The sequence below is a fragment of the Pseudoalteromonas sp. CNC9-20 genome (assembly GCF_022347875.1).
Classification (GTDB): Bacteria; Pseudomonadota; Gammaproteobacteria; order Enterobacterales; family Alteromonadaceae; genus Pseudoalteromonas; species Pseudoalteromonas ruthenica.
This window is the reverse complement of record NZ_JAKRFS010000003.1, coordinates 588681-613030: the sequence shown is the minus strand read 5'-3', so window position 1 is coordinate 613030 and position 24350 is coordinate 588681. Positions and strand designations below refer to the sequence as shown.

Below are 24350 nucleotides of genomic sequence, written 5' to 3'. Positions count from 1 at the left end.
GCTCGCCGTACGCTAAATAAAAGGAATAGCAGGATGCGTACCCATGCCATCTTTATTATCGTTTAAGCGCAAAGCGGCGAACAGCGAAAGCAATTATGAATCAGATAGACGCCAGCAAGTAGAGCAGCTGTTTTTAAAGCAGCAACGCAAACTCATTCGCCACATTATGGCCAAGGGGCTGGATAAGCGTGAAGCCGAAGACATTGCCCAAGAAGCTTTTGTTAAGCTGCTGGGCCTAGAGCAAGAGAAGGTAAGCAGCTATATAGCCGCTTACCTATATAAAATAGCCACTAACTTGGCCATTGATAAGCTAAGGCGTAAGGCTCGCAGCCCCTTTGATCACTATGTTAGTGACAGTGATGAATTACCTAAGCTGTGTGCGCCAACGGGGCCGGAGCAAAACCATCATAATCACGAATTACTCAAAGAAATGGAAAAAGCCCTCGCGAGCCTTCCAGACAAGTGCCGCTTGGCCTTTTTGTTATATAAAATGCGCGGGCAAAGCTATGAGGAGATCGCGTTGACCCTGCAAATATCGACCAGTATGGTGAGAAAATACGTTCTACGTGCAGTTCGTCATTGCTACCAACAACTTGAGCATGAGCTTTAAGCATGAGCAGAAAGGATATTGATATGACCCTTCCCGGTGATGATGAAACTGTCATCGAGCAACAAGCCACACAGTGGCTACTGACGCTCCATGAGCAGCAACTGGATCATGACAACGACAGCCAATACCCTGAGGCGCTTACCCTATGGCTTGCCCAAAGTGCCCGCCACCGTGAAACCTTTACTAAGGTAAGTAAACTGTGGGCATTGTCGGCACAACTCGATCCGGCGTTTGTTGACAGTCAGCTTGCTCACCTTGACACCGAGCCCGCAACCAAGCGCAAGCCAAAAAAACCAGCGACGCTTTGGTACGCAGCCTTAGCGGCGTCCTTTTTGCTTGTGAGCACCCTCATGTTGTGGCCGCCCAGCTCATCGGCGCCACGACAACTCGTTAACAGTCCCGCCATACCCAGTAGCAAGGTATACAGCGAATTTTTCCACACCCCGGTGAGCGAGCATAAAACCGTGACCTTGGATGATAATTCGCAGGTCACCTTAGGTGCCAACACCCAGCTCGCCGTGCGTTATAGCGATAGCACGAGAGAGTTATTGCTATATCAAGGGGAAGCGCTTTTCAATGTCAGCAAGGACCCGACGCGACCATTTATCGTACGCTATCAGCAAAGCCAGGTAGAGGCGTTAGGCACTATTTTTAACGTCCGCGCCAACCCTGACTCAGTGCGTGTTGATGTATTAGAAGGGCGAGTTGCCGTGGCGCAACAAAACGCCATTGAATTAACGGCAGGGCAAGCCGCAGAAGTGGCCACTGATGGTAATATTACTCGCAGCCAGGCACAGGGAAAAGGCACCCAAATGGCTTGGCAACAAGGTCACTTAATTTATCATAATGCTCGCTTAGGTGATGTACTCCATGATGTCGCCCGCTATAGCCAAATGGACATCACAATCAGCGACGAAAAGTTAAAGCACTTAGTGTATACAGGCACTTTTTTAACGACTGAAATCGAAGCGTGGCTAACGAGCCTGCAACAGCTTTACCCCATTAAGGTACTGCGCAGCGGTGATAAAGTGACCTTAGTGGCGAATTAGCTAAAAGTGGCATAGTGACCACAGCCAAAGTGTGGTACAAAATTCAAACAATAAAAATAAAGCTGAACCCGCCATGTTATTAAGGTTATTAACCATCGCTCTGCCATGGTTAATATTATTTAGTAGCTGTACTTATGCCCAAAGCGAACATCCGTTTGCGCTGCCTGAAGCGACACTACAGCAGCGCTTGCTCGATATTGCTGCGCAGAGCAACTGGCAGCTTAATGCTGCAGCAATTGAGCAATCGCCCCCCCTAGCGGCCCTTAATGGACGATACAGCCTAGAGCATGTTTTAAACCTCAGTCTCCGTGACACGCACTATGACTATGCCTTGGATGTGAGCGAGCGCCGTATTGTTATTACTGCGGCAAGTGAAGCAACACCCGAGGGCGATTTTGAGCGCATTATTGTCACCGGCGTCAGCGGTCAGCGCCGCAATATACTCAATTCATCCATCGCCATTACCCAGTTATCTAATTTAGAACTGAGGCAACGCACGCCCTACTCCAGTGCTGAAGTGCTCAAAAACGTCACCGGATTTTGGGTCGAGGACTCAGGCGGCGAAACCAATAACAATGTTTCGCCACGAGGGCTCAGGGGCGGCGAAGGGTTCCGCTTTATTAGCTTGATGGAAGATGGTCTGCCCATGACCTACGACGGCATATGGAGTGACTTTTTTTTACGTCCAGACTTAACCCATCAACGAATCGAAGCCGTGCGCGGTGGCAGTAGTGGGATCTTCACCCTGAATGGGCCGGCGGCAATGGTTAACTATATTGGCCGACGCGGCTCACACACGCCGTTGCAACTGCTCAAACTCAGCCAGGGTCTAAATTATGACTACTCGCGTCTGGATGGGGTTGCCAGTGGCCCCATCAACGAGCAACTATTTTATACTGTGGGCGGCTTTTACCGTTTCTCTGATGGCATTCGCGAGCCGGGGTTTATCAGTGACTTAGGCGGGCAGTTAAGCGCCCGCCTAAGTTTGCGGACCGATGCCTTTGAGCTCGATGTTATTTACAAACACTTGCAAGACAATACCAGTTTTTACGCTCCCTTGGTGATGCAAAATCACCACGGGATTGAGGCCTTATCGAGCCTGCCCCATGACTACGGCACCCTACTCAGTAAGGATATGCAATTACTGAACTTTTGTACCCCCGAAGGGACAACAACCCATGATTTAGAGGATGCGCAGCAAACGCGTATGAACAGCTACACTGTGCTGTTTAATGCACCGCTATCAACACACCTAGCCATCGACAACCGCACTCGTTATGCGAAGCTCAATAATAGCCTGTACACCTTAATGAATTTAGGCAACCAAACGATTAATAGTGCTGAGCAGCGTTTAACCTTGGCCGATGTCAGTCAGTTCAAGGATAACGCCGCAGATCACACCTTAAGCTTGGCCTATCAACGGGTCAGCGATGGCAGCCTAATCGCCGACCCTTCAACGCTTAATAACAATGGCCTTGTTACTGCAACCTTTCCACTGTACTCACGCTACCAACAAACACAATTAATCAACCACCTCAGCCTTAGTTACCAAGACACGGACTGGGCTGTGACGCTGGGTCATCTCTATGCCCATAGCGATTATGGCGCCCTACCCTTAGATCAGTGGCTCGGAGAGCTGCTAACTGATGTGCAACACCAGCCTCAGCGCCTAGATATAGTGCTTATTGATGAGCATAACCAGGTTGTAGATACATTCACCGACAGTGGCTTTTTATCGCATGCGGGGCCGGTTTATTTAAAAGGTCATGGAGTGTCACAATCGCACTCCTTATACACCAATATTGACTGGCGCATCACCGAGCAGCTGCGCCTTGATGCGGCGATACGCCACGAACACCTAACACTTGACAGCACCAGCGCTCAAGGCCAGCGCTCTCAAGCTGATAACGGCCAACTTTTTTACTCGCATTACGCACCCAGCACCTCTTTGCGTCAGCACTTTAGTGACAATGCCATCAGTGTGGGGGTGAACTATCAGGCTGCGGAGAATGTGGCTGTATTTGCCCGTTATGCCGATGCATTTGAAATGCCACGGCTTATAAATTTCGGCAATGCCCTAGGCTGGGCTGGCAATGCTCATCAGCGCGGCGAAGTTGATTACGGTGAACCTATTCGTCTCACGCTTAGTGAGGTAGGTTTGCGATACCAAACAGCCCACTCGCACTTCAGTGGCGCGTTATTTACTACTCATTTTGATCCACTGCCATTCACCGTGTATCGCGGTGCAACGAGCCCGCAGCACGCCATTTTAATCAATACACAAACAACCGGGGTCGAATTTGAATATGAATACCGCTACAACGCGAGCTGGCAGTTAAAAGCGATTGGGGTTTGGCAGGATGCAGGCTTTTACGGCATTCCTACATCTTTGCCGCAAAGCCAATTCAACGGCAATCAAATTACCCGAACGCCAGAGTTACAACTGCGACTAACCCCTCAGTATAGTCAAGGGCCTATCACCGCTGCACTGACCTTTTCGTACATTGGCGAGCGCTATTCTGATGTCGCCAACCGTTTTGCTCTGCCTGCTTATCATACTTGGGATCTGTTCTCAGAAGTCGCTCTGAATGAGCACCTAAAGGTGCAATTAGAGATTAAAAACCTAACCAACACGCTAGGCCTTACCGAGGGCAACCCCCGCGATGATTTAAGCCATCAAGAAGCGCTATTTTACGCCAGACCGATTTTTGGCCGCACAATCACACTGTCGATGAGTTATGAGTTTTGAGATGAGCCACGACACTTGGGGTTGCTAGAGCAACAAAAAAGCGAGCTAATGAGCTCGCTTTTTGGCCATTATAAAAGAACACTCGTTTAGATAATTTGGTTCTCTTTCCAGGCTTGCTCTTTGGCCATACGTTTTTTACGTTTGTCACACGGGTCGTCACAGTCACAGGCTTTGTCGATGCCGACAGAGCCAAGACCTCCGCAACTACTGGCCATGGCTTTACGTTGTACAATAACGCCAACGGCCATCGCCGCGACGACTAAGACGAGTAGGCCAAATGTAAGAAGAAATAGTTGCATTGTCTGTGCCCCTTTAAGTTGACAAGTTAAGGCGCAAAACGCCTTACCCACTATTATACGCCGAGCAAAAACTAACTACAAATATGGCTTAAAAGCTGTGCTTGCATGGGTTTGCAAACCACTGTCAGTCTTGCTGATCAAGTACACCGGTAAATTATGCTGCTCAGCATAAGCTTTGGCCTGCTCTGTGCCCATAACGGTCAGTGCCGTTGCTAGGCCATCAGCAGTCATGGCGTTAGGGTGCAATACCGTTACCGAAACCAAATCATGTTTAATTGGCATGCCCGTTTGCGGGTCAATTAAATGGGTATAGGTTTCGCCATCCATTTCATAGAAAATACGATAATCTCCTGAAGTGGCAACGCCCATACTGCCTGGCTCAACTACACGGTGAATTTTGCGCTGCCCCGGCGGTGCATCGGGCTGCTCGATAGCAATGCGCCACGGCTTGTTATCGGGCTTGTGCCCGGAGATACGCATTTCACCACCAATCTCTACCATGTAATTGGTGAGTCCATGGCTTTGCAATAATTCAGCAACCTTATCAATACCATAGCCTTTTGCGGTAGCGGAAAAGCTCAGCTCTAAACCATCCACGGTTTTAGCCAAGCCTTGCTCGCTCAAGACCAGTTTATCAACGCCAATATTCGCCAGCATGGCATCGAGCTCAGCTTGCTCTGGGCGCTGTGTGGGTCGCTTATCGGGGCCGAACCCCCAGAGATCAATAAGCGGCCCCATGGTCACATCCAGCGCCTTGGTTGATTGTCCAAGGCGAATTGACTCGCTCACCACAGCGCGAAAATCGCTGCTGATGGGCATCACGTCACCTGCAGGCAAGCGATTAAATTGATTAATCTCGGAGTCTTCAATGTACGTCGACATCGACTGATTCACTTTTTTAAGCTCCTCAGTGACATCAGCGTATAAATTAAGTTGAGGTAACTGTTGCTGTGGCACAAACACCTTAATATTAAAAGTGGTACCCATGGTTTTCCCTTGTAACAACACCTCTTGTTGATCAGATTCTGGGGCGTTATCACACCCCGATAAGGCAAATAAAGAAAGGATGAATAACAAGCCAAATACGGCTTTTACGCTGCGTAACATTGCTAGCCTCAAGTTGGTGAACAGTAAACGAAAAAAGGCTTCCTAACTGGGTTAGGAAGCCTTTTATAAATCAATGACGAATGCGTGACATTCGTTTAGCCGCCGAAGTCATCCAATAGGATATTTTCGTCTTCAACACCTAAGTCTTTTAGCATGTTGATTACGGCTGCGTTCATCATCGGTGGCCCACACATGTAGTACTCACAGTCTTCAGGTGCTTCGTGGTCCTTAAGATAGTTATCGTACAATACGTTGTGGATAAAGCCAGTATAGCCTTCCCAGTTGTCCTCTGGTTGAGGATCAGAAAGCGCTACGTGCCACACGAAGTTATCGTTTTCTGCAGCTAGACCGTCAAAGTCTTCAACATAGAACATCTCACGCTTAGAGCGTGCACCGTACCAGAAGCTCATCTTACGATCTGAGTTCAAACGCTTCAGCTGGTCGAAGATGTGTGAACGCATCGGTGCCATACCTGCACCACCACCGACAAAGACCATCTCTGCGTCAGTTTCTTTAGCGAAGAATTCACCAAATGGACCAGAAATTGTCACCTTATCGCCTTCTTTAAGCGACCAGATGTACGATGACATCTTACCGCAAGGTAGGCTTAGGTTGTTTGGCGGCGGCGTAGCAATACGCACGTTCAACATGATGATGCCAAACTCTTCTGGGTAGTTCGCCATTGAGTAAGCACGAATAGTTTCTTCGTCTACTTTTGACTCTAGGTCAAAGAAACCGAAACGCTCCCAGTCAGGACGATATTCTTCAGGAATATCAAAGTCCTTGTATTTAACGTGGTGAGCAGGTGCTTCAATTTGAATGTAACCACCGGCGCGGAAAGGTACAACCTCACCGTCTGGGATCTTAAGCTTAAGCTCTTTGATGAAGGTTGCTTTGTTATCGTTAGAGATAACTTCACAATCCCACTTCTTGATCCCGAAGATAGACTCTTCTAGCTCAATCTCCATGTCGCTTTTAACAGCAACCTGACACGCAAGACGACAGCCCTGACGTGCTTCACCTTTAGAGATGTGGTCAAGTTCGGTCGGCAGGATATCACCACCGCCCTCTTTAACATCAACACGACACTGGCCACATGAGCCACCGCCACCACATGCAGAAGATACGAAAATACCTGCATCTGCTAGGGCACCCAGTAGCTTGCTACCTGGTGATGTTGTAATTGCTTTGTCAGGATCACCATTGATCCCGATGGTGACGTCACCTGTGGGTACTAGCTTTGATTTGGCCGCAATGATGACCAAAACCAGCATAACCACGATAGCGACGAATACACCTACGCCTAAATATACCTCAAGCATGATTTCTCCTCGCTACCTTATAGTGAAATACCAGAGAATGACATAAAGCCCAGACCCATCAGGCCTACTGTGATAAAGGTGATACCTAAACCACGCAAACCATCAGGAACGTCTGAGTACTTCATCTTCTCGCGAATACCCGCTAGCAACGTGATTGCCAGCGCCCAACCTACACCAGAACCAAGGCCGAAGACCACTGACTCACCGAAGTTGTAATTACGCTCTACCATGAACGATACCGCACCGAAAATCGCACAGTTTACCGTGATCAATGGTAGGAAGATGCCCAACGCGTTATAAAGCGGTGGGAAGAACTTATCCAATGCCATTTCTAGGATTTGTACTAGGGCAGCAATAACACCGATGAACGTCAAAAAGCGCAAGAAGCTTAAATCAGCGTCAGGGAAACCCAACCACTCCAGTGCGCCAGGCGCTAATACCGCGTGATAAACTAAGTTATTCACCGGTACGGCAATACCCAGTACGAAGATAACCGCTACACCTAGACCAATTGAGGTTTTTACTTTCTTTGATACCGCAAGGAAAGTACACATCCCCAAGAAGAAGGCAAGCGCCAGGTTTTCAATGAAAACCGCTTTAACAAATAAGTTAAGATATTGTTCCACGACTCGCCCCTTATTTCGCTTCTACTTGGTCTTTCTTATAAGTGCGTAGCACCCAAATGAATAGACCGATGATGAAGAATGCACTAGGCGGCAGGATCAATAGACCCATAGGCTGATACCAGCCACCGTCTTGTACTAATGGGATGATTTCTACGTCGAACAGCGACCCTTTACCGAATAGCTCACGAATGAAACCAACAGTCAGTAGTACTACTGAGTAGCCTAAGCCATTACCAATACCGTCTAGGAAAGACATAAACGGCGGTGACTTCATCGCGTATGCTTCAGCACGACCCATTACGATACAGTTGGTGATAATCAAACCAACGAATACCGACAGTTCTTTCGCTGTTGCATACGAGAAGGCTTGCAGTACCTGGTCCACCACGATTACCAATGAGGCAATGATGGTCATCTGTACGATGATCCGCACACTTGATGGGATCTGGTTACGAATCATAGAGATAAACAAACTTGAGAAGCCCGTTACTAGGGTCAATGCAATTGACATGATCAATGCATTTTTCAAGCTTGATGTTACTGCTAGCGCCGAACAAATACCGAGTACTTGCAGAGCGATAGGGTTATTTGCGAAGACAGGTCCAAATAGAACCGACTTCATTTCTTTAGTATCAGCCATTATTTCAACGCTCCTTCACGTACTTTCGCAAGGAAAGGACCAAAGCCGTTTTCACCTGTCCAATAATCAACCGTGTTATCAACACCGTTTGAGGTCAGGGTTGCGCCAGAGAGACCGTCTACTTCGTGCTCGTTGTCAGCACCGCTTTTCACTAAGTCTACCGGCAGCTCTTTGCCTTGCCACTGAGCCGTCCAAGCTGGGTTTTGGATTTCACCACCTAGACCTGGGGTTTCGTTGTGCTTGTAGAAGATGATGTTTTTAACAGTTTCGCCATCACTTTCAAGAGCTAAGAAGCCATACATAACACCCCAAAGGCCATAACCTTGGATTGGTAGAATGATTGACTTCACTGAGCCGTCGTCGGCACGGTTAATGTAAACCGGTGCTTCAGTAGTACGACGTTGAATGCCCGCTTTGTCTTGCTCTTTTGGCAACTTAATGCTCATATCGGCGTCAAACTTACTCTTCTCAAAGTCGTAAGCTTTGATCCACTCGCTGCGAGCTTGCTCAGAGTCAAACTCAACTTGTTGGCCGTTATTAACATCAACAACGATGGTTTCAATGTTTTCGTCATACGTAGCTTGCACGTCTTTGACATCATTAAATCCAGCGGCTGAAAGAATATTGCTTTGAATATCCTTTAATTTATTTTCTTGCTGCAGCGGGCGCAATTGCACCGATGCGAACGATACGATAACCGCACACACCAAACATAGCGAAACAACTACACCGAGCGTTTTACCGATTGATTCGTTATTACTGGACACGTGCCAATCTCCTCTTGATGTTTGACTGCGCTACGAAGTGGTCGAATAGCGGTGCAAATAGGTTTGCAAACAAGATAGCGAGCATCATGCCTTCAGGGTATGCCGGGTTAACCACGCGGATCATCACCACCATAAAACCAATCAGTGCACCATAGGCCCACTTACCTCTATCGGTAAATGACGCAGATACCGGGTCGGTTGCCATAAAGAACATACCAAACGCAAAGCCACCAAGGACTAAGTGCCAGTGCCAAGGCATTGCAAACGCGGTGTTGGTGTCTGAACCGATAAAGTTAAGCAGCGTTGCAGTGACTACCATACCCAAGAAGGTACCTAGCACGATACGCCAAGAAGCAATACGCACATAGATTAGGAACAAACCACCTAATAAGATTGCTAGGGTTGATGTTTCACCCATAGAACCTTGAATGAAACCGTAAAACGCATTCCACCATAGCTCCACGTTGGCATAATCAAGCGCACCTGTTGCCGCTTGGCCTAGGTAAGTCGCGCCAGAGAAACCATCAACAGCTGTCCACACTGTGTCACCTGAAATCTGCGCCGGATAGGCGAAGAACAGGAACGCACGGCCAGCAAGCGCAGGGTTCAAGAAGTTACGACCTGTACCACCGAATACCTCTTTGGCGATAACCACACCGAAGGTAATACCTAGGGCAACTTGCCAAAGGGGAATGGTTGCAGGCAGAATCAATGCAAATAACACAGAGGTAACGAAGAAACCTTCGTTTACTTCGTGCTTACGTATTGACGCGAATAGCACTTCCCAGAAGCCACCGACACCGAAGGTAACGGCATAAATTGGCAGGAAGAAACAGGCACCGTAGAACATTTTCGCGCCCCAGCCTGAATCAGCAGTGAGCTCACCGCCTAACAGTTGGAACAATCCTACTTGCCAAGAATCACCTAATGCAAAACCGTTTGCTAACGCTTCTGCCGCTTGGTGGCCAATGTTAAACATGCCAAAGAACATGGCAGGGAACGTTGCCATCCACACTAAAATCATAATACGTTTTAGGTCGATGTTATCGCGAACGTGAGTACCGCCTTTGTTGACATAGCCAGGGGTATAAAAAATAGTCGCAACTGCTTCATACAGTGCGTACCACTTTTCATGCTTACCACCCGCTTCAAAATGCGGTTCGATATCTTCTAAAAATTTCTTCAAGCCCATTTTAGCCTTCCTTCTCGATTGTTGTCAGGCAGTCACGAAGGATAGAACCGTATTCGTATTTACCTGGACAAACGAAGGTACACAACGCTAAATCTTCTTCGTCTAGCTCCAACGCGCCGAGTGAAATTGCCCCATCTAGGTCACGCGAGATTAAATCGCGCAGTAATAAGGTAGGCAAAATATCAAGCGGCATCACGCGCTCATAGTTACCGATTGGTACCATCGCACGTTTTGAACCACCGGTTGATGTGGTCATGTTGAACAAACGGCTTGGCGCTAAGTGGCCTAAGAAGGTACGCGTTACAGAGAACTTGTTGCTGCCTGGAGCAATCCAGCCGAACAACTCTTTCTCACGACCCTCTAGCAGCACCGACACTTGCGTGTGATAACGGCCAAGGAACGCATGTGGACCCGTTGCATTGGTACCAGAAAGTACTGAGCCTGAAATGATACGGTTGTCACCGTCTTCCAGTTCACCAGACACTAACTCATCCAAAGCAGCACCGATCTGTGTTTTCACCAAACGTGGGTTCTTAACACGTGGGCCGGCTAAAGAAATCACACGCGGAGTGTAAATTTCACCACTTAGGAAAAGGTGACCGTAAGCGATCACATCTTGGTAGCCCAAGTGCCATACCTGCTTCGATGCAGACACTGCATCTAGGTGATGAATGTGGGTACCAACAAGACCTGCAGGGTGCTTACCGCCAAACTCATGAACTTCTACAGAAGCCACAGAAGAGCTAGGCACTTGAGCACCGGCTTGTTTACACACAAACACTTTGCCTTCTGTAAGACGAGAGACAACCGCTAAACCAGCTTCAAATGCTTCCGCATTCTCTGCAATAATTACAGCTGGATCAGCTGCAAGCGGATTAGTGTCCATCGCTGTTACAAAGATAGAGCTAGGTTTGGCATCAACAGCGGGTACTTTGCTGAATGGGCGGGTGCGAAGCGCAGTCCATTGACCTGAGTTAACTAACTGGTCAACCACCTTTTGGCGGTCAAGGTTAGCGAGCTCACCCTGGTCGAACTTTGCAAAGGTTTCCTGCTCGTTGCCATCGATTTCGATCACAACAGATTGCAGCACACGTTTTGCACCACGATTGATTTCTTTAACTACCCCGGCGGCCGGTGCAGTGTAGATAACGCCAGGATTCTTTTTGTCTTCAAAAAGAACTTGGCCTTTTTTCACTTGGTCATCCACACGAACTCGCATGGTAGGACGCATGCCGATATATTCTTCACCTAGCACGGCTACTCGTTTGACGGGTTGACCGTCGTGAATAACTTGCTGAGGTGCGCCCTCTATCGGTAGATCCAGACCTTTTTTTATGTTGATCATACGCACTTGCATTACATTAACGGAAAGAAACTTAAAATCTTACCAACCACGCTGCTAAGTTGGCCGAGTTGAGTGATGGCCGCGTAAAAGGCGGTTCGCTTATTGCTCGGTGCGCACTTACGCACTTGTGCAAGCAAAAGTCGTCCACACGATTAATACAAACGGTATAAAAGAGCACCCATTTCGGTTAGTGAGCAAAGCAACGCAGTGAACTTGTCACATATCTGCCGAATTTTAACATCAATCACGGCGACTATGCGAGTTAAAAAGTAAAAATTATCTAAGCAATCCGAGCTAAAATTAGTGAATAAACTTCAATATAGACCAAAGTCTTAATTTCGCAGCCTGAGATTGTAAAAACACAAAAAAGCCAGTCTATTGACTGGCTTTCTATGTAAAACAGCGATACTTAAACGAGATTGTTGATTTCAACCTCAGGGTTAACATCACTTTCGTAGTCAACACCGTCTAGATCAAAACCGAACAGGTGTAAAAACTCACGATGATAACCAACATAATCGGTTAGCTCGTCAATGCTGTCGGTATCCACCTGATCCCAAATATGCTGCACTCGTTGCTGCACATCGTCTTCAAGCTCTTTGTAGTTCTGGAATAAATGACCGCCTTCGTCAAAGCGCGGCGTTTCGCCGTACAAGTTCTCTTTAAACAACGCGGTAATTTGCTCGATAGTCCCCTCATAGGTGCCATCTTCTTTCATCACTTTGAACAGCGCAGAGATATACAAAGGCATAATCGGTATTGCCGAGCTGGCTTGCGTGACCACAGCATTAAGAGAGCTCACATAAGCCTCACCGGAAATATCAGCGGTAGATGCTTTGATTTCCTGAACCGCACGGTCCAAGTCTTCTTTGGCTTTGCCTATTGTGGCGTGACCGTAAATCGGCCAGGTCAGCTCTTTTCCGATGTAGGTGTAAGCGGTGGTTTTGAAGTTATCGGCAAGCACGCCCGCTTCATTTAAGGCATCAATCCACAGCTGCCAATCTTCACCACCCATGACTTTCACGGTATTGGCAATTTCTTCATCACTGGCAGCCTCAACGCTCACCTCATCAATAATACGCTTTGAAGTATTGAGGTTCTTGGTGGTCACACCTTCACCGATCGGCTTAAGTGTCGAAGAGAAGGTTTCACCGGTTTTTGGATCGGTACGACGCGGCGAAGCAAGGGAATAGATAACTAAATCAATCTTGCCTAATTCATTTTTAATAACATCAATCGTCTTTTCTTTGATTTCATCAGAAAAGGCATCACCATTGATATTTTTTGCCCACAAGCCCGCTTCATCGGCTGCATTTTGAAAAGCAGCGGTGTTGTACCATCCCGCAGAACCTGTTTTCTTTTCTGTACCTGGCTTTTCGAAAAACACGCCCAATGTTTTGGCGCCATGACCAAAGGCTGAAACAATACGTGAGGCCAAGCCATAGCCGGTTGACGAGCCAATGACTAGGACGTTTTTAGGGCCTTGCCCTAAATCACCTTGGCGTTTTACGTAATCTATTTGTTGTTGTACGTGCGCTGCACAGCCCGCAGGATGAGCGTTAGTGCAGATAAAACCACGAATTTTAGGCTTAATGACCATGATAAAATTCCATATCGTTGCCGAAAAATTTAGCGCTAGTGTAACGACTAAAGCCCATTACACAGGTCTGATGACTTTACTTAATCGAATTTGGAGCCACCTAAACAATTAGGAGACTGCGGAGCTTGCCCCTTTCGCTCACTGAATTCTTCAGGAGTGTAGGCATGAATCGCAAGGGCATGAATGTGTTCGCGCAACTCATCGGCCAACACCTCATTAATCGCGCGGTGGCGCTGTAATAAGCGTTGGCCGCTGAATTGCTCACTGACCACAGTGACTTTGAAATGAGAATCTTCACCTCGGGCGTGCATATGGCTTTCGTTTTCCACATGTAAATGCTTGCACGCAATGGCAGCAGCGAGTTTTTGCTCTATCTGAGTTTGCATAGACATAAATTACTGACTCGTCAGCGTAAACTGGAGCATTACTATAACAAAGAAGCGTCAATGTGGCGAAACGTTAAGTTAATGCGCCCTTGGGTCACTTTACGCTGCTTCGGTAGACTGTGCTCGAAGTGTTGCTGGCTTTGGCCTTTCATGATCAGCAAACTACCGTGACGCAAAGGCACATCTGTCACCACCCGCGAGTGCTTATGGCGTAATTTGAACTTACGCAGCGCTCCTAAGGATAACGATGCAATGGTCGGCTGCGCTCCAAGCTCAGGTTCATCGTCAGCATGCCACCCCATACTATCGAGACCGTTGCGATAATAATTAACCAGTACCGCATTAAATTTGCACCCTAGCTGATTATTAAGGCGCTCCCGCATGCGCGCCAAAGGTTCAGGCCAGGGCATAGGCGAAAACACTTGCTTCGAGTATTCATACGCGCTGTCGGGATCGCCGATATAGGCCTGTAAACGAGGTATAGGATGCCATTTACCGAAAACGTGTATGCTTGGCTGTTGCCAAGCCAAATTATCACGCAAATAATGATAGAGCTGGGTGGCCTTATCAGCACTCAGCGCCTGCAGCTGATAGTGAAACATGTCTGCTGGTAGCTCATCGGGCAACAGGTTGCCGGTATCAGTGTTAAACACCTTCGAATTCCCATCCATCGTGGTAAACTAGCGCTACTATCCGTTACACATTGACCGTTATGATAACATCCGCCCTACTCGGTGGCACCCACTACACCCTACACCGCTTTCCTCTGGAGCAAAAAAACCGTAGCCTACAGGCGTGGGATGCCGCCGACGAGTACTTAATTGATTATGTCAAAGAGCACCATCCCAGTGCAAAAAAGCTGCTTATATTAAATGACGACTTTGGTGCCCTCGCCTGCGCTTTGCATCAATTTGATATTAGTGCGCTCAGTGACTCGTACGTGGCCCACCAAGCTTGGCATTATAACCTGGCGCAAAATGCCCTGGATGAAAGTAATTTCACTGCACTTAGCAGCATGGATAAACTGGGCGACTATGATTTAGTCATCGGCAGAATTCCTAAAAACAGTGGCTACCTGCAACATCAACTGGCCCAGTTATCACAGACATTAAGCCCAAACACGCCGGTGATCTTGGGGGGCAAAACTAAAGCTGTTCATACCTCAACAATCAATCTCGTATCGCGCTACATAGGCCCAGCAAGCACCACCTTGGCGGTGAAAAAAGCGCGACTTATCACCGCCTCTATGCACAATAAAGCGCAACAAAGCCCTTTTCCTAAGAGTTGGCCACTTGAGGGCACTCCTTACACCCTGCATAATCACGCTAATGTATTTTCTCGCGATTCATTGGATATTGGCGCTCGCTTTTTCAGCAACTACCTACCGCAGTCCAAAAAAGCACTGCGCATTGTAGATTTGGGTTGTGGCAATGGCGTCATTGGTCTGCTTACTTTGGCTCAATGCCCACAAGCACAACTTACTTTCGTTGATGAATCATGCATGGCAGTGGCCTCAGCACGACTTAATGTTGAACAAAACCACGAACATGATTTGCACCGTTGCCAATTTGTGCAGTCAGATTGTTTAACAGGGTTTGCCGCTGCCAGCCAAGACCTGATCTTATGTAACCCGCCGTTTCATCAACAAAACGCGATTACCGACCATATTGCTTGGCAAATGTTTAATGACGCGAAAAAAGTATTGCGCCCCGGCGGCGAGCTTCGTATCGTAGGCAACCGACATTTACAATACCATGAGAAACTTAACCGTTTATTCGGTGGTCATAAGCTGCTGGGTTCGAATAAAAAGTTCGTCGTGTTAAGTGCAAAAAAATAGGTAGGATCATGAGCAACACAGTTATTCGTCTTTTTCTCTTGAGCGCCGCACTGGTTACTGTGAGCGGGTGCGCTAACCGCACAGCCGAGGCTATTCTTGACCCACAATACCAAGGCGGTCAATATCATCAATTTAATCAAACAGTATCACTGCAAGTGAATGACCAGCGTGCTAATAAAGCCACTGTGATAGTGAGCGATGGCGAGCATTCACAACAGCAGCTCACTCAAGGGCTTAATAGCAAACTCACGCGGGTGTTTGAACAAGGTTTACAACGCAATGGGGCTCAGGTCAGCGCCATGGGAGCCACCCATATCCGTATTGCTATTCATGATTTACACGCTCATGTTGAACAAAACACCGTCGATCATAACAGTACTGCGAAGATTGCCCTACAAGTGTTCGTGCAGCGTAATGGTAGTCAATTCAATAAAATGTATAATGGCCAAAGCCAGTTCAGTGGCCCATTTGGTTATGATCAAGCCAAAGTAGAAGCGCAGCTTAATAAGCAGATTGAGCAACTGGTAATTCGTATAATGAACGACCCTGAACTGAACAATTACATGCAAAAGGGAGCATCATGAACACTCGTTTTCTTGGCACACTTACCGCCGTATTCCTTACTTTCTTTATCAGCCTGCCCACACTCGCGGCTGTACAAGGTCAATTTGTGCAAAAGGACAACCTCTTCCCACGAGTAGAATTCGCCACCAGTGAAGGAAAGATTGTTGTTGAGCTGGACCGCTCACGAGCACCAATTACGGTCAATAATTTCCTGACATACGTGCAAGACGGCAGTTATAAAGGGTCGGTGTTTCATCGGGTTGAACGCGACGAAGAAAACGACCGCGACTTTGTCATCCAAGGGGGTGGCTACGACAAGAATTATGACGGCCTGCATGAGAATGACCCTATTTTTAATGAAAGCGGCAGCGGCCTGGAAAACGATATGTATACCATTGCCATGGCTTACCAAGACCGCAAGCCGCATTCTGCAACGCGTCAGTTTTTCTTCAATATGGATAATAATGACCACCTAAATCCCGGCAGTGATTGGGGTTTTGCTGTGTTTGGCTCCGTCGTAGAGGGGTTTGAAACTTTAGATAAAATCATGCGTGTCGAGACCGACTACCAAGAGAAAATAGGCTATTCCTACGTTCCTAAACAACCGGTTATCATTTTCAATATTAAAGTACTTGAAGCGCAACCTTATTAGTTTTCAGCTATGGGCGGTTGTCACCGCCCGTATCCTCCCAAAATCTCAAGTAAGCTGTCATCATGAGCCATAATCCCGTATCACTTCAGACTTTTATCAATTACTTTCGTGATCGCCGCTTACTCACTATTTTTATTTTTGGCATCAGCAGCGGCTTTCCTTGGGTGTTGATCGGCTCGGTGATGAGTGCGTGGCTTAAAGATGAGGGCTTAAGCCGCAGTATGATTGGCTTATTTGGCATGGTGTTTGGTGCCTACTCTATTAACTTCCTGTGGTCACCTTTGGTTGATCGGGTCAAAATTCCTTATGTGACGGCCTGGCTTGGGCAACGCCGAAGCTGGTTGCTTTGCTGTCAGTGCGTGATATTGCTGGGCACGCTGGCTATGGCTTTTGTTGATATAGGCGCACAGCTGTATCTAGTGGCGCTGCTTGCCCTGGTAATTGCCACTGCTTCTGCCACTCAAGATATTGCAATTGATGCTTATCGTATTGATATTTTAGATGAAAATGAAAGTGAAAAGATGTCGGCAGCGGCGGCAATGGCAACCTGTGGTTGGTGGACAGGTTATGCTCTACTCGGTGCCATGCCTTTTTTCGCCGCTGATATCCCCGGCATTGAATGGCCAGATGTCTACCTCGCATTGGCGCTGATAGTCGCCGCTCTCATTGCCTATGTGTTTGTTGCCAACGAACCACTGTCAAACCGTGAGCATGTTCATGAACAGTTGGAACATCAGTATCAGCAAAAGTTACAACAACATTCTAACGCTCTTCCGTTAGTATTGAAAAAAACCTTGGCTTGGTTAGGAGTCACCATCATCGAGCCGCTACGCAGCTTTTTTGCTAAAAATGGCGTGAAAACCGCTATTGCTCTGCTAGCGTTTATTTTCTTATTCAAAATTGGTGAGGCATTTTTAGCGCGAATGTCCATCGTTTTCTACAAAGAAGTGGGCTTTAGCAATTCCGATATTGCCACCTTTTCGAAACTCGGTACAGCGGTACTAACGATTATTTTCGCGTTCCTAGGGAGTTTATTCAATGCCCGCTTTGGTATTGTAAAAGGGCTATTTATCAGTGGCGTGGCAATGGCCGCATCGAATTTAATGTTTTCTTGGATAGCCGTTGCTGGCCCTAAGCTGCATTTATATGCGTTAGCCATCATTTTAGACGGTTTTACTCAAGCTTGGTCACTGGTTGCTATGGTTGCGTTTATTTCCATGCTGTGCGATCGCGCTTTCAGCGCTACGCACTACGCGCTGCTGGCTTCATTGGGCAACCTGGGGCGCACTTTGCTCTCTGGATACAGTGGTGTGGTGGTTGATGATTGGCTTCACGGCGACTGGTCCACGTTCTTTATACTGACTGCACTTATGGTGCTGCCATCACTACTATTTTTATATCTAATCAGAAAACGGTTATACCAGCTTGAACAACAGTATCATGCACGTTCAGCGAAGGTTAAAGAATAATTGGTAGGGTATAGGAAGAAGAACCTAGAGCCCTTCCTGGGCTCTGGTTTATCGGTATTACGCTTGTTCTTGAAGTAGTGATAGACCTTCATAAGGGTCAACTTCAAGGGCGTCGCAATAACGCATGAACTCAATAACATCTAAACGACGTTCTTGGTTTTCTATTTTACCGATAAAAGAGTGCGGCGTGCCCAAAACTTGAGCCAAGCTGCGCATAGTGTGGCCTTTTTCATGGCGTTTGTCTTTTAGCCACTTTGTTAGTCTTCCGTTTTCTTCGGAAGAAACGGTTTTACCCATCATAATTACATCTCCTACTAGATGAATTGCTATACATATCACGGTTGATAAATAGGATTGAATGAAATTTGCCCGTCTCATTCACGCGGTATTAAACCACATGTCCTATTTTAGGTATAGTTTATATACAAAAATTTACCTAATTCCGGCGCGAGAATTTTCACTGCAATTTTCGCAATGAATCACGCACTAGAGTTTAACAAGATATTAATTAATTTCACTCATAAAATCGATAGTTTATTTTTACCTTTAGCGTTAGGTACTTATAAGCTAATATGAAGGAAAATAGGGAATTTAGGGGAAAAAATGCTCAGATTGCTCTTTATCTTGCCAATTCTTTTGTGTTTATTGTGGTGGCTTTTTCTCCATTACAACGGAATACCGCTAAAACAAGGTCGTAAAGGGTTTGTGTATATTGTTGCTTTCTCCACCTTAGTTTTAGGTTTCTTCACCTTGATGCTATTTGTCACCAATACTCCACTAGAATAACGTTCAACCACAAAAAATGCCGCGAATGCGGCATTTTTTTCGATTTCTGATTCAACCTAATGCTTACACGCTAAAGCTAGCACCACAGCCACAGGTTGTAGTGGCATTCGGGTTATTCACAAAAAAGCGTGACCCCTCAAGCCCTTCGGTATAATCGACTTCACCGTCAACTAGGTATTGAATACTCATTGGGTCGACCACTAAGGTGACACCATTTTTTTCTATCTGCATGTCGCCTGGATTGGCCTGCTCCGCAAACGTGAAGCCATACTGAAAGCCTGAACAGCCGCCACCAGTGACATAAACGCGCAGCATCAAGGAAGGATTCTCTTCCTCTTCAATAAGCTGCTTTACACGCGCAGCAGCGGCATCACTGAATTTAATTGGTAATTGCTCGGACATACTATTTCTCTCACTGCTCATTTACTGCGAATTATCTAATACCCGACTAAGTTAATCAAGTATTGCCGCGCGAAAGCATCATAACATGACTTAAGTGCGACACCAGTGCAGCCTGCAACCATTGCTCTGACAAAGTGTGACGTTAAACAAGGATTTATATATAAACCTTTGGTAGACTTAAGCGCACTCCATAGTCATTAAGAACAAAGGAATAGGTATGCAACTAGAGGCGCTAAGACGACGCCTTGCTCGCCCTAAAACCTCAATCCAGCTTTGCCTTCTCGGTATTGCCGCAGGTTTGATTGCAGCGGGATTAATTATTCTATTTCGTTTGACTATTGTGTTAGTACAAAACATCTTTCTAGATAATTTTGATGACTTTACCACCTTATCGGCATTAGAACGGTTTTTACTGCCTGTTGGCGCAGCCTGTATTATCGCACTGTTTGCCTACCTTACTGGCTTTAAGCACTACCGCCTTGGTATTCCCTTTGTTATTCACCGTATGAAAATACACTACGGACAAATGCCTTTTTATAACACAGTAAACCAGTTCTTTGGCGGTGCTCTAGCATTGATTAGTGGTTTTTCGGTAGGTCGTGAAGGCCCCTCCGTTCATATGGGCGCAACAGGCGCAAGCATGCTTGCTAACCAGCTCCACCTGCCCTATAACGCCATGCGGACACTCAGCGGTTGTGGCGTAGCCGCAGGGATTGCAGCCTCCTTTAACACCCCTTTGGCAGCGGTAATTTTCGTTATGGAAGTGGTGCTACGTGAATACAAAGTGCATATCTTTGTTCCTATTATGCTCGCCGCCGTTACCGGGGCTTTAGCCACTCAGTTCGTTTTTGGTGATGACATAGAGTTAGCGCTGATCAGCGTTACTCCACTGAGCTTTTGGCATTATCCCTACTTAGTCATCTGCGGCATGACCTTAGGCGCCATCGCCTATGCCTTTAACAAAAACCTGATGCTCATTATTCGCACCTTTAAACCCTTATCAATGCTGCCACGATTGATTATTGCTGGCATTATTGCCGGGGGCATCGGTTACCTGGTGCCGCAAGCAATGGGCTCGGGAATGAGCGCCATTACTATCGCTACTCATTCACCGGATAATGTACAACTGCTGCTGACCATATTAATCGCTAAACTACTGGCGACATTGTTTGCCATCGGCTTAGGTATACCTGGCGGCCTGATTGGCCCGGTTATTGGTTTGGGAGTTATTATGGGCACCTTAATGTCATTTTTCGCCCACCTTGTTGCCCCGGGCACCGACGTTGCTGGCACTTATGGCGTATTGGGCATGGCCGGATTACTCGCCGCAACTCTGCATGCGCCACTGGCATCGCTGACAGCGGTGATGGAGCTCACTTCCAGTCCGCAAATTATTGTTCCAGCAATGTTAGTAATTGTGACCGCTTACGTCACCGCCTTACAAGTGTTTGGCAACCGCTCTATTTTCCTACAGCAACTCGACTTTCAGGGGCTGACCTACCAAGTATCTCCAGCCACGGAGGCACTGCAAAAAGTCGGTATCATGGCAGAGATGAATGAGGACTTTAAGCTGCTATACGCCGAGGACAAAGAGCAAATCAAAGAGTCTTTGGATAATCTCGACGGACAAACGCCGCTGATTGTTTATGATGAAGAAAATGGTTACCGACTCGCGGAATATGATCTTAATTTAATGTCTGAGGAAAATATCAATATCCGCTACGTTACGCTCGAAGGGGTGAGCTCACAGGCCACCCTATCGGATGCCTTCGATGTGCTCAAAGACAAGCGCAGCGGCGCCGTGTATGTGTATGATATGCACGATCACAAAGAAATTCTGGGAATTATGCGCTGGGATCAAATCCGCCACATTCTCACTATTCGTAATGCCTTACTCTAACTGGGAAGTACAATGTCACTGATTTTGGTATATAAAGCTCTACACCTATTTTTCATGGTTGCCTGGTTCGCTGGTATTTTTTATTTACCACGCTTGTTTGTTTATCACGCGCTCAACGAAGAGAAATCATGCAGCTCTATGCTAAAAGTTATGGAGCGCCGGTTACTCCTGTTCGTTACCCCGTTTGCGATTTTAACTGCGGTGTTTGGGGTACTGATGATCGTCGAGTATGGCCGCGAGTGGTTTCGCGCTAGCATGTGGCTGCACTACAAACTCACTTTAGTGCTTATTTTGTACGCCTATCATGGCTACTGTTTTAAACTATTAAGTGATTTTAAACACGACAAAAACACCCGTAGTGATCGGTTTTATCGTATTTTCAATGAACTTCCCGTGTTAGTACTGCTGGCAATCATCTTTTTGGCAGTATTAAAGCCGGCACTCTAAAAATTAGAAAAAATCTGCTATAGTGCGCCTCCAAACGCGGTGGCGTACTTGCGGCTTACACTCGATGGCGGTGTTAGGCCCAACGTACCCTCATACTGTCTCACTTTATTGTTTGGGAAGACCTCCATGCTACGCTTCTTAGGTGAAAACATTCTGTCTGTAAATCAACTTGATAGAGAAAGTATCGAGCATATATTTGCAGTGGCTAAACGGATGGAACCTTATGCCAAAAAACAAAAACGCACAAAAGTGCTCGAAGGGGCGATTCTTGCGAATCTATTTTTTGAGCCTAGCACCCGTACACGGGTCAGCTTTGGCACCGCCTTTAACTTGCTAGGCGGATTAGTGCGCGAGACAACAGGCATGCAAAGCTCCGCTTTGGCCAAAGGGGAATCCCTCTACGATACCGCACGCGTCATTTCTGCTTATGCCGATGCTGTCGCCATGCGCCACCCCGATGCCGGCTCCGTGGCCGAGTTTGCCACCGGCTGTAGCGTCCCTGTACTTAATGGCGGTGATGGCCCCAACGAGCATCCCACTCAAGCACTACTCGACTTGTTAACCATCGACCGCGAGTTAAACCGTTTTGGCCAAAAAATTGATGGCATGCATATCGCTCTAGTCGGCGACCTAAAATATGGTCGTACCGTGCATTCGTTATCCAAGTTGCTATGTCATTATAAAGACGTGCGCTTTACCATGGTTGCCCCGGATGGCTTGCAAATGCCACAAACCATTCTAGACAGCGTCAGCGATGCCGGCCACCACATTGTCCTCGCCGATAAAATGGAAGGTAATCTGGCCGCTGATATCGTCTACCAAACTCGCATTCAAGAAGAGCGCTTTCCAAGCCAAGAAGAAGCCAATAAATACCGTGGTGGTTTTCGTATTTCCCAGTCCATCTACAACGCCCATTGCAAGCCCAGTTCAGTGCTGATGCACCCGTTGCCACGTGATAGTCGCAGCGATGCCAATGAATTAGATAATGATTTAAATGCCAATGATAATTTAGCGATTTTCCGCCAAGTTCAAAATGGTGTGTTAATTCGTATGGCGTTATTTGCATTAACCCTTGGGGTCGAGAACCAAGTAGAAAAGTATGAAACCACAGTACCGTGGTTCAGCCGTAAACGTGAAGACTAAAACCGACGTGTATGCATATCGCTGAGGGGTCCTGCCCCGTCTGGATACGCAGTTAAACTTACACAGGCTCAGATTCGTACACATGCCAAGTGAGCTGCTACACACTTAAAAGGTCAACTGACCCGAATTTATAGGAAGCATTATGAGCAAAAGCCAAGACTTATATTCCCGCGCCCAAGCCTCTATTCCCGGTGGCGTTAACTCTCCCGTACGTGCTTTCAATGGTGTAGGTGGTACGCCATTGTTTATCACTCATGCCGAAGGTGCATACACCTATGATGCCGATGGCAAAAAATACATCGACTACGTGGGCTCTTGGGGACCGATGATTTTAGGCCACAACCACCCTGAAATTAAGCAAGCAGTACATCAAGCGGTAGAGCGCGGCTTGAGCTATGGCGCACCTACCGAAGCCGAAATTGATATGGCTGAGAAGGTAAAAGAATTAGTACCTTCCATTGATTCGGTGCGCATGGTTAACTCTGGTACAGAAGCCACCATGAGCGCGATTCGTTTGGCGCGTGGTTACACCGGTCGCGATAAGATTCTAAAGTTTGAAGGCTGCTATCACGGCCACGCTGACTCTTTGCTGGTTAAAGCAGGCTCTGGGGCATTAACCATGGGAGTGCCAAACTCACCAGGGATCCCAGAAGATTTTGCCAAACACACCCTCACTGTGTCGTTCAATAACCTTGACGAAGTGAAGGCTATTTTTGCCGAGTATCCACAAGACATCGCCTGTATTATTATCGAGCCGGTGGCTGGCAATATGAATTGCATTCCACCACAACCTGGCTTTCTAGAGGGCCTGCGTGAAATTTGCGATGAACACGGCAGTGTGCTGATCTTCGATGAAGTAATGACCGGCTTTCGCGTTGCACTAGGCGGTGCTCAAGCTTATTACAACATTACCCCTGACCTGACCTGTTTAGGTAAAGTGATCGGCGGCGGCATGCCGGTGGGCGCTTTTGGCGGTAAACAAGCAATCATGGACTATATCGCGCCAGTTGGGCCTGTTTATCAAGCCGGTACTCTCTCTGGGAACCCCATCGCCATGGCAGCTGGCTTAAAAGCCTTGCAGCTGCTCAGCGAGCCAGGTTTACATGAGCAGCTGGAAGCGAAGAGTAAGGCGCTGTGTAGCGGTTTCCAAGCGGCCGCTGACAAAGCAGGGATCGCCCTAACAACTAACTATGCAGGCGGTATGTTTGGCTTTTTCTTTACCGACGCCGAGCAAGTAAGCAGCTACCAGCAAGCTACTGAATGTGACCTTGAGCGTTTTAAGCGCTTTTTCCACCTAATGCTAGAAGAGGGGGTGTACCTCGCTCCATCAGCGTTTGAGGCTGGGTTTGTATGCGCCGCTCATGGCGATGAGCAAATAGCAGCAACGATTGCCGCCGCTGAGCGTGCATTTGCAAAGCTATAAGGCGGTGAAGCCATAAACCCATGGCTCATTAGCTG

The 24350-nt window shown here is 47.3% G+C and carries 25 protein-coding genes; 12 read left to right on the top strand and 13 right to left on the bottom strand.

Annotation, left to right across the window (positions count from 1 at the left end):
- The first annotated feature begins 43 nt into the window (after positions 1-43).
- The 3 genes from MHM89_RS09960 (at position 44) to MHM89_RS09950 (ending at position 4408) form a co-directional block, all read left to right on the top strand.
- Positions 44-610: an RNA polymerase sigma factor gene (locus MHM89_RS09960; protein WP_022944563.1), complete on the top strand. Its 567-nt coding sequence runs from the start codon at positions 44-46 to the stop codon at positions 608-610.
- 2 nt (positions 611-612) lie between these two features.
- On the top strand, positions 613-1659 hold the full coding sequence (locus MHM89_RS09955; RefSeq protein ID WP_235419389.1) for a FecR domain-containing protein: 1047 nt from the start codon (positions 613-615) through the stop codon (positions 1657-1659).
- 73 nt (positions 1660-1732) lie between these two features.
- The gene (locus MHM89_RS09950) at positions 1733-4408 is read left to right on the top strand and encodes a TonB-dependent receptor (protein WP_239408700.1); all 2676 of its coding nucleotides are present in this window, start codon (positions 1733-1735) and stop codon (positions 4406-4408) included.
- Positions 4409-4494: 86 nt separating this feature from the next.
- On the opposite strand, the gene nqrM is transcribed toward MHM89_RS09950, so the two are convergent.
- The 11 genes from nqrM to MHM89_RS09895 form a co-directional block, all read right to left on the bottom strand.
- The gene (gene nqrM / locus MHM89_RS09945; RefSeq protein WP_022944566.1) at positions 4495-4707 is read right to left on the bottom strand and encodes a (Na+)-NQR maturation NqrM; all 213 of its coding nucleotides are present in this window, start codon (positions 4705-4707) and stop codon (positions 4495-4497) included.
- 75 nt (positions 4708-4782) lie between these two features.
- Positions 4783-5814, bottom strand: a complete 1032-nt coding sequence (locus tag MHM89_RS09940; protein WP_239408699.1) for an FAD:protein FMN transferase — start codon at positions 5812-5814, stop codon at positions 4783-4785.
- Positions 5815-5909: 95 nt separating this feature from the next.
- Positions 5910-7136: an NADH:ubiquinone reductase (Na(+)-transporting) subunit F gene (gene nqrF, locus MHM89_RS09935; RefSeq protein ID WP_045980502.1), complete on the bottom strand. Its 1227-nt coding sequence runs from the start codon at positions 7134-7136 to the stop codon at positions 5910-5912.
- A gap of 17 nt (positions 7137-7153) precedes the next feature.
- On the bottom strand, positions 7154-7762 hold the full coding sequence (gene nqrE / locus MHM89_RS09930) for an NADH:ubiquinone reductase (Na(+)-transporting) subunit E (RefSeq protein ID WP_022944569.1): 609 nt from the start codon (positions 7760-7762) through the stop codon (positions 7154-7156).
- 10 nt (positions 7763-7772) lie between these two features.
- Positions 7773-8402, bottom strand: coding sequence for an NADH:ubiquinone reductase (Na(+)-transporting) subunit D (locus MHM89_RS09925; protein WP_022944570.1), 630 nt, complete (start codon positions 8400-8402; stop codon positions 7773-7775).
- Complete coding sequence (locus tag MHM89_RS09920) at positions 8402-9169, bottom strand: Na(+)-translocating NADH-quinone reductase subunit C (protein WP_138548022.1); 768 nt, start codon at positions 9167-9169, stop codon at positions 8402-8404. Before MHM89_RS09920 ends, MHM89_RS09925 begins: the two co-directional genes overlap by 1 nt.
- On the bottom strand, positions 9159-10361 hold the full coding sequence (locus MHM89_RS09915; protein ID WP_239408698.1) for an NADH:ubiquinone reductase (Na(+)-transporting) subunit B: 1203 nt from the start codon (positions 10359-10361) through the stop codon (positions 9159-9161). The genes MHM89_RS09920 and MHM89_RS09915 overlap by 11 nt, the downstream gene beginning before the upstream one ends.
- Position 10362: 1 nt before the next feature.
- Positions 10363-11706 (bottom strand): Na(+)-translocating NADH-quinone reductase subunit A, encoded by a 1344-nt coding sequence (locus MHM89_RS09910; protein WP_045980538.1) that lies wholly within the window; start codon positions 11704-11706, stop codon positions 10363-10365.
- A gap of 409 nt (positions 11707-12115) precedes the next feature.
- Positions 12116-13306 (bottom strand): enoyl-ACP reductase FabV, encoded by a 1191-nt coding sequence (gene fabV / locus MHM89_RS09905; protein WP_045980501.1) that lies wholly within the window; start codon positions 13304-13306, stop codon positions 12116-12118.
- 80 nt (positions 13307-13386) lie between these two features.
- The gene (locus MHM89_RS09900; protein WP_239408697.1) at positions 13387-13698 is read right to left on the bottom strand and encodes a BolA family protein; all 312 of its coding nucleotides are present in this window, start codon (positions 13696-13698) and stop codon (positions 13387-13389) included.
- A 35-nt stretch (positions 13699-13733) separates the two neighbouring features.
- The gene (locus MHM89_RS09895) at positions 13734-14345 is read right to left on the bottom strand and encodes an alpha-ketoglutarate-dependent dioxygenase AlkB (RefSeq protein WP_235419385.1); all 612 of its coding nucleotides are present in this window, start codon (positions 14343-14345) and stop codon (positions 13734-13736) included.
- Between the two features lie 59 nt (positions 14346-14404).
- Here MHM89_RS09895 and MHM89_RS09890 point away from each other — a divergent pair, with 59 nt between their 5' ends.
- The 4 genes from MHM89_RS09890 to MHM89_RS09875 all read left to right on the top strand — a co-directional run bounded on the left by MHM89_RS09890 (position 14405) and on the right by MHM89_RS09875 (position 18214).
- Positions 14405-15529, top strand: a complete 1125-nt coding sequence (locus MHM89_RS09890) for a methyltransferase (RefSeq protein WP_239408696.1) — start codon at positions 14405-14407, stop codon at positions 15527-15529.
- An 8-nt stretch (positions 15530-15537) separates the two neighbouring features.
- The gene (locus MHM89_RS09885) at positions 15538-16113 is read left to right on the top strand and encodes a YajG family lipoprotein (RefSeq protein WP_239408695.1); all 576 of its coding nucleotides are present in this window, start codon (positions 15538-15540) and stop codon (positions 16111-16113) included.
- Positions 16110-16745, top strand: coding sequence for a peptidylprolyl isomerase (locus tag MHM89_RS09880; protein ID WP_022944579.1), 636 nt, complete (start codon positions 16110-16112; stop codon positions 16743-16745). The genes MHM89_RS09885 and MHM89_RS09880 overlap by 4 nt, the downstream gene beginning before the upstream one ends.
- A 62-nt stretch (positions 16746-16807) precedes the next feature.
- Positions 16808-18214 carry an MFS transporter gene (locus tag MHM89_RS09875; RefSeq protein ID WP_239408694.1) on the top strand — a complete coding sequence of 469 codons (1407 nt, stop codon included), beginning with the start codon at positions 16808-16810 and terminating at the stop codon, positions 18212-18214.
- Between the two features lie 57 nt (positions 18215-18271).
- Here MHM89_RS09875 and MHM89_RS09870 read toward each other — a convergent pair whose 3' ends face one another.
- Complete coding sequence (locus MHM89_RS09870) at positions 18272-18514, bottom strand: helix-turn-helix transcriptional regulator (RefSeq protein ID WP_022944581.1); 243 nt, start codon at positions 18512-18514, stop codon at positions 18272-18274.
- 303 nt (positions 18515-18817) lie between these two features.
- Between MHM89_RS09870 and MHM89_RS09865 the strand changes: the two genes are divergently transcribed.
- The gene (locus MHM89_RS09865) at positions 18818-19000 is read left to right on the top strand and encodes a hypothetical protein (RefSeq protein WP_151173114.1); all 183 of its coding nucleotides are present in this window, start codon (positions 18818-18820) and stop codon (positions 18998-19000) included.
- A gap of 63 nt (positions 19001-19063) precedes the next feature.
- Here MHM89_RS09865 and erpA read toward each other — a convergent pair whose 3' ends face one another.
- Positions 19064-19402 (bottom strand): iron-sulfur cluster insertion protein ErpA, encoded by a 339-nt coding sequence (gene erpA, locus MHM89_RS09860; protein WP_022944582.1) that lies wholly within the window; start codon positions 19400-19402, stop codon positions 19064-19066.
- Between the two features lie 217 nt (positions 19403-19619).
- Between erpA and MHM89_RS09855 the strand changes: the two genes are divergently transcribed.
- The 4 genes from MHM89_RS09855 (at position 19620) to hemL (ending at position 24315) form a co-directional block, all read left to right on the top strand.
- Positions 19620-21302, top strand: coding sequence for a chloride channel protein (locus MHM89_RS09855; protein WP_239408693.1), 1683 nt, complete (start codon positions 19620-19622; stop codon positions 21300-21302).
- Positions 21303-21314: 12 nt separating this feature from the next.
- Positions 21315-21749, top strand: a complete 435-nt coding sequence (locus MHM89_RS09850) for a CopD family protein (protein WP_022944584.1) — start codon at positions 21315-21317, stop codon at positions 21747-21749.
- A gap of 126 nt (positions 21750-21875) precedes the next feature.
- A complete protein-coding gene (locus MHM89_RS09845) occupies positions 21876-22892 on the top strand; it encodes an aspartate carbamoyltransferase (protein ID WP_053910567.1) in 1017 nt (338 codons plus the stop codon).
- Between the two features lie 142 nt (positions 22893-23034).
- Complete coding sequence (gene hemL / locus MHM89_RS09840; RefSeq protein WP_151173116.1) at positions 23035-24315, top strand: glutamate-1-semialdehyde 2,1-aminomutase; 1281 nt, start codon at positions 23035-23037, stop codon at positions 24313-24315.
- Positions 24316-24350 lie beyond the last annotated feature (35 nt).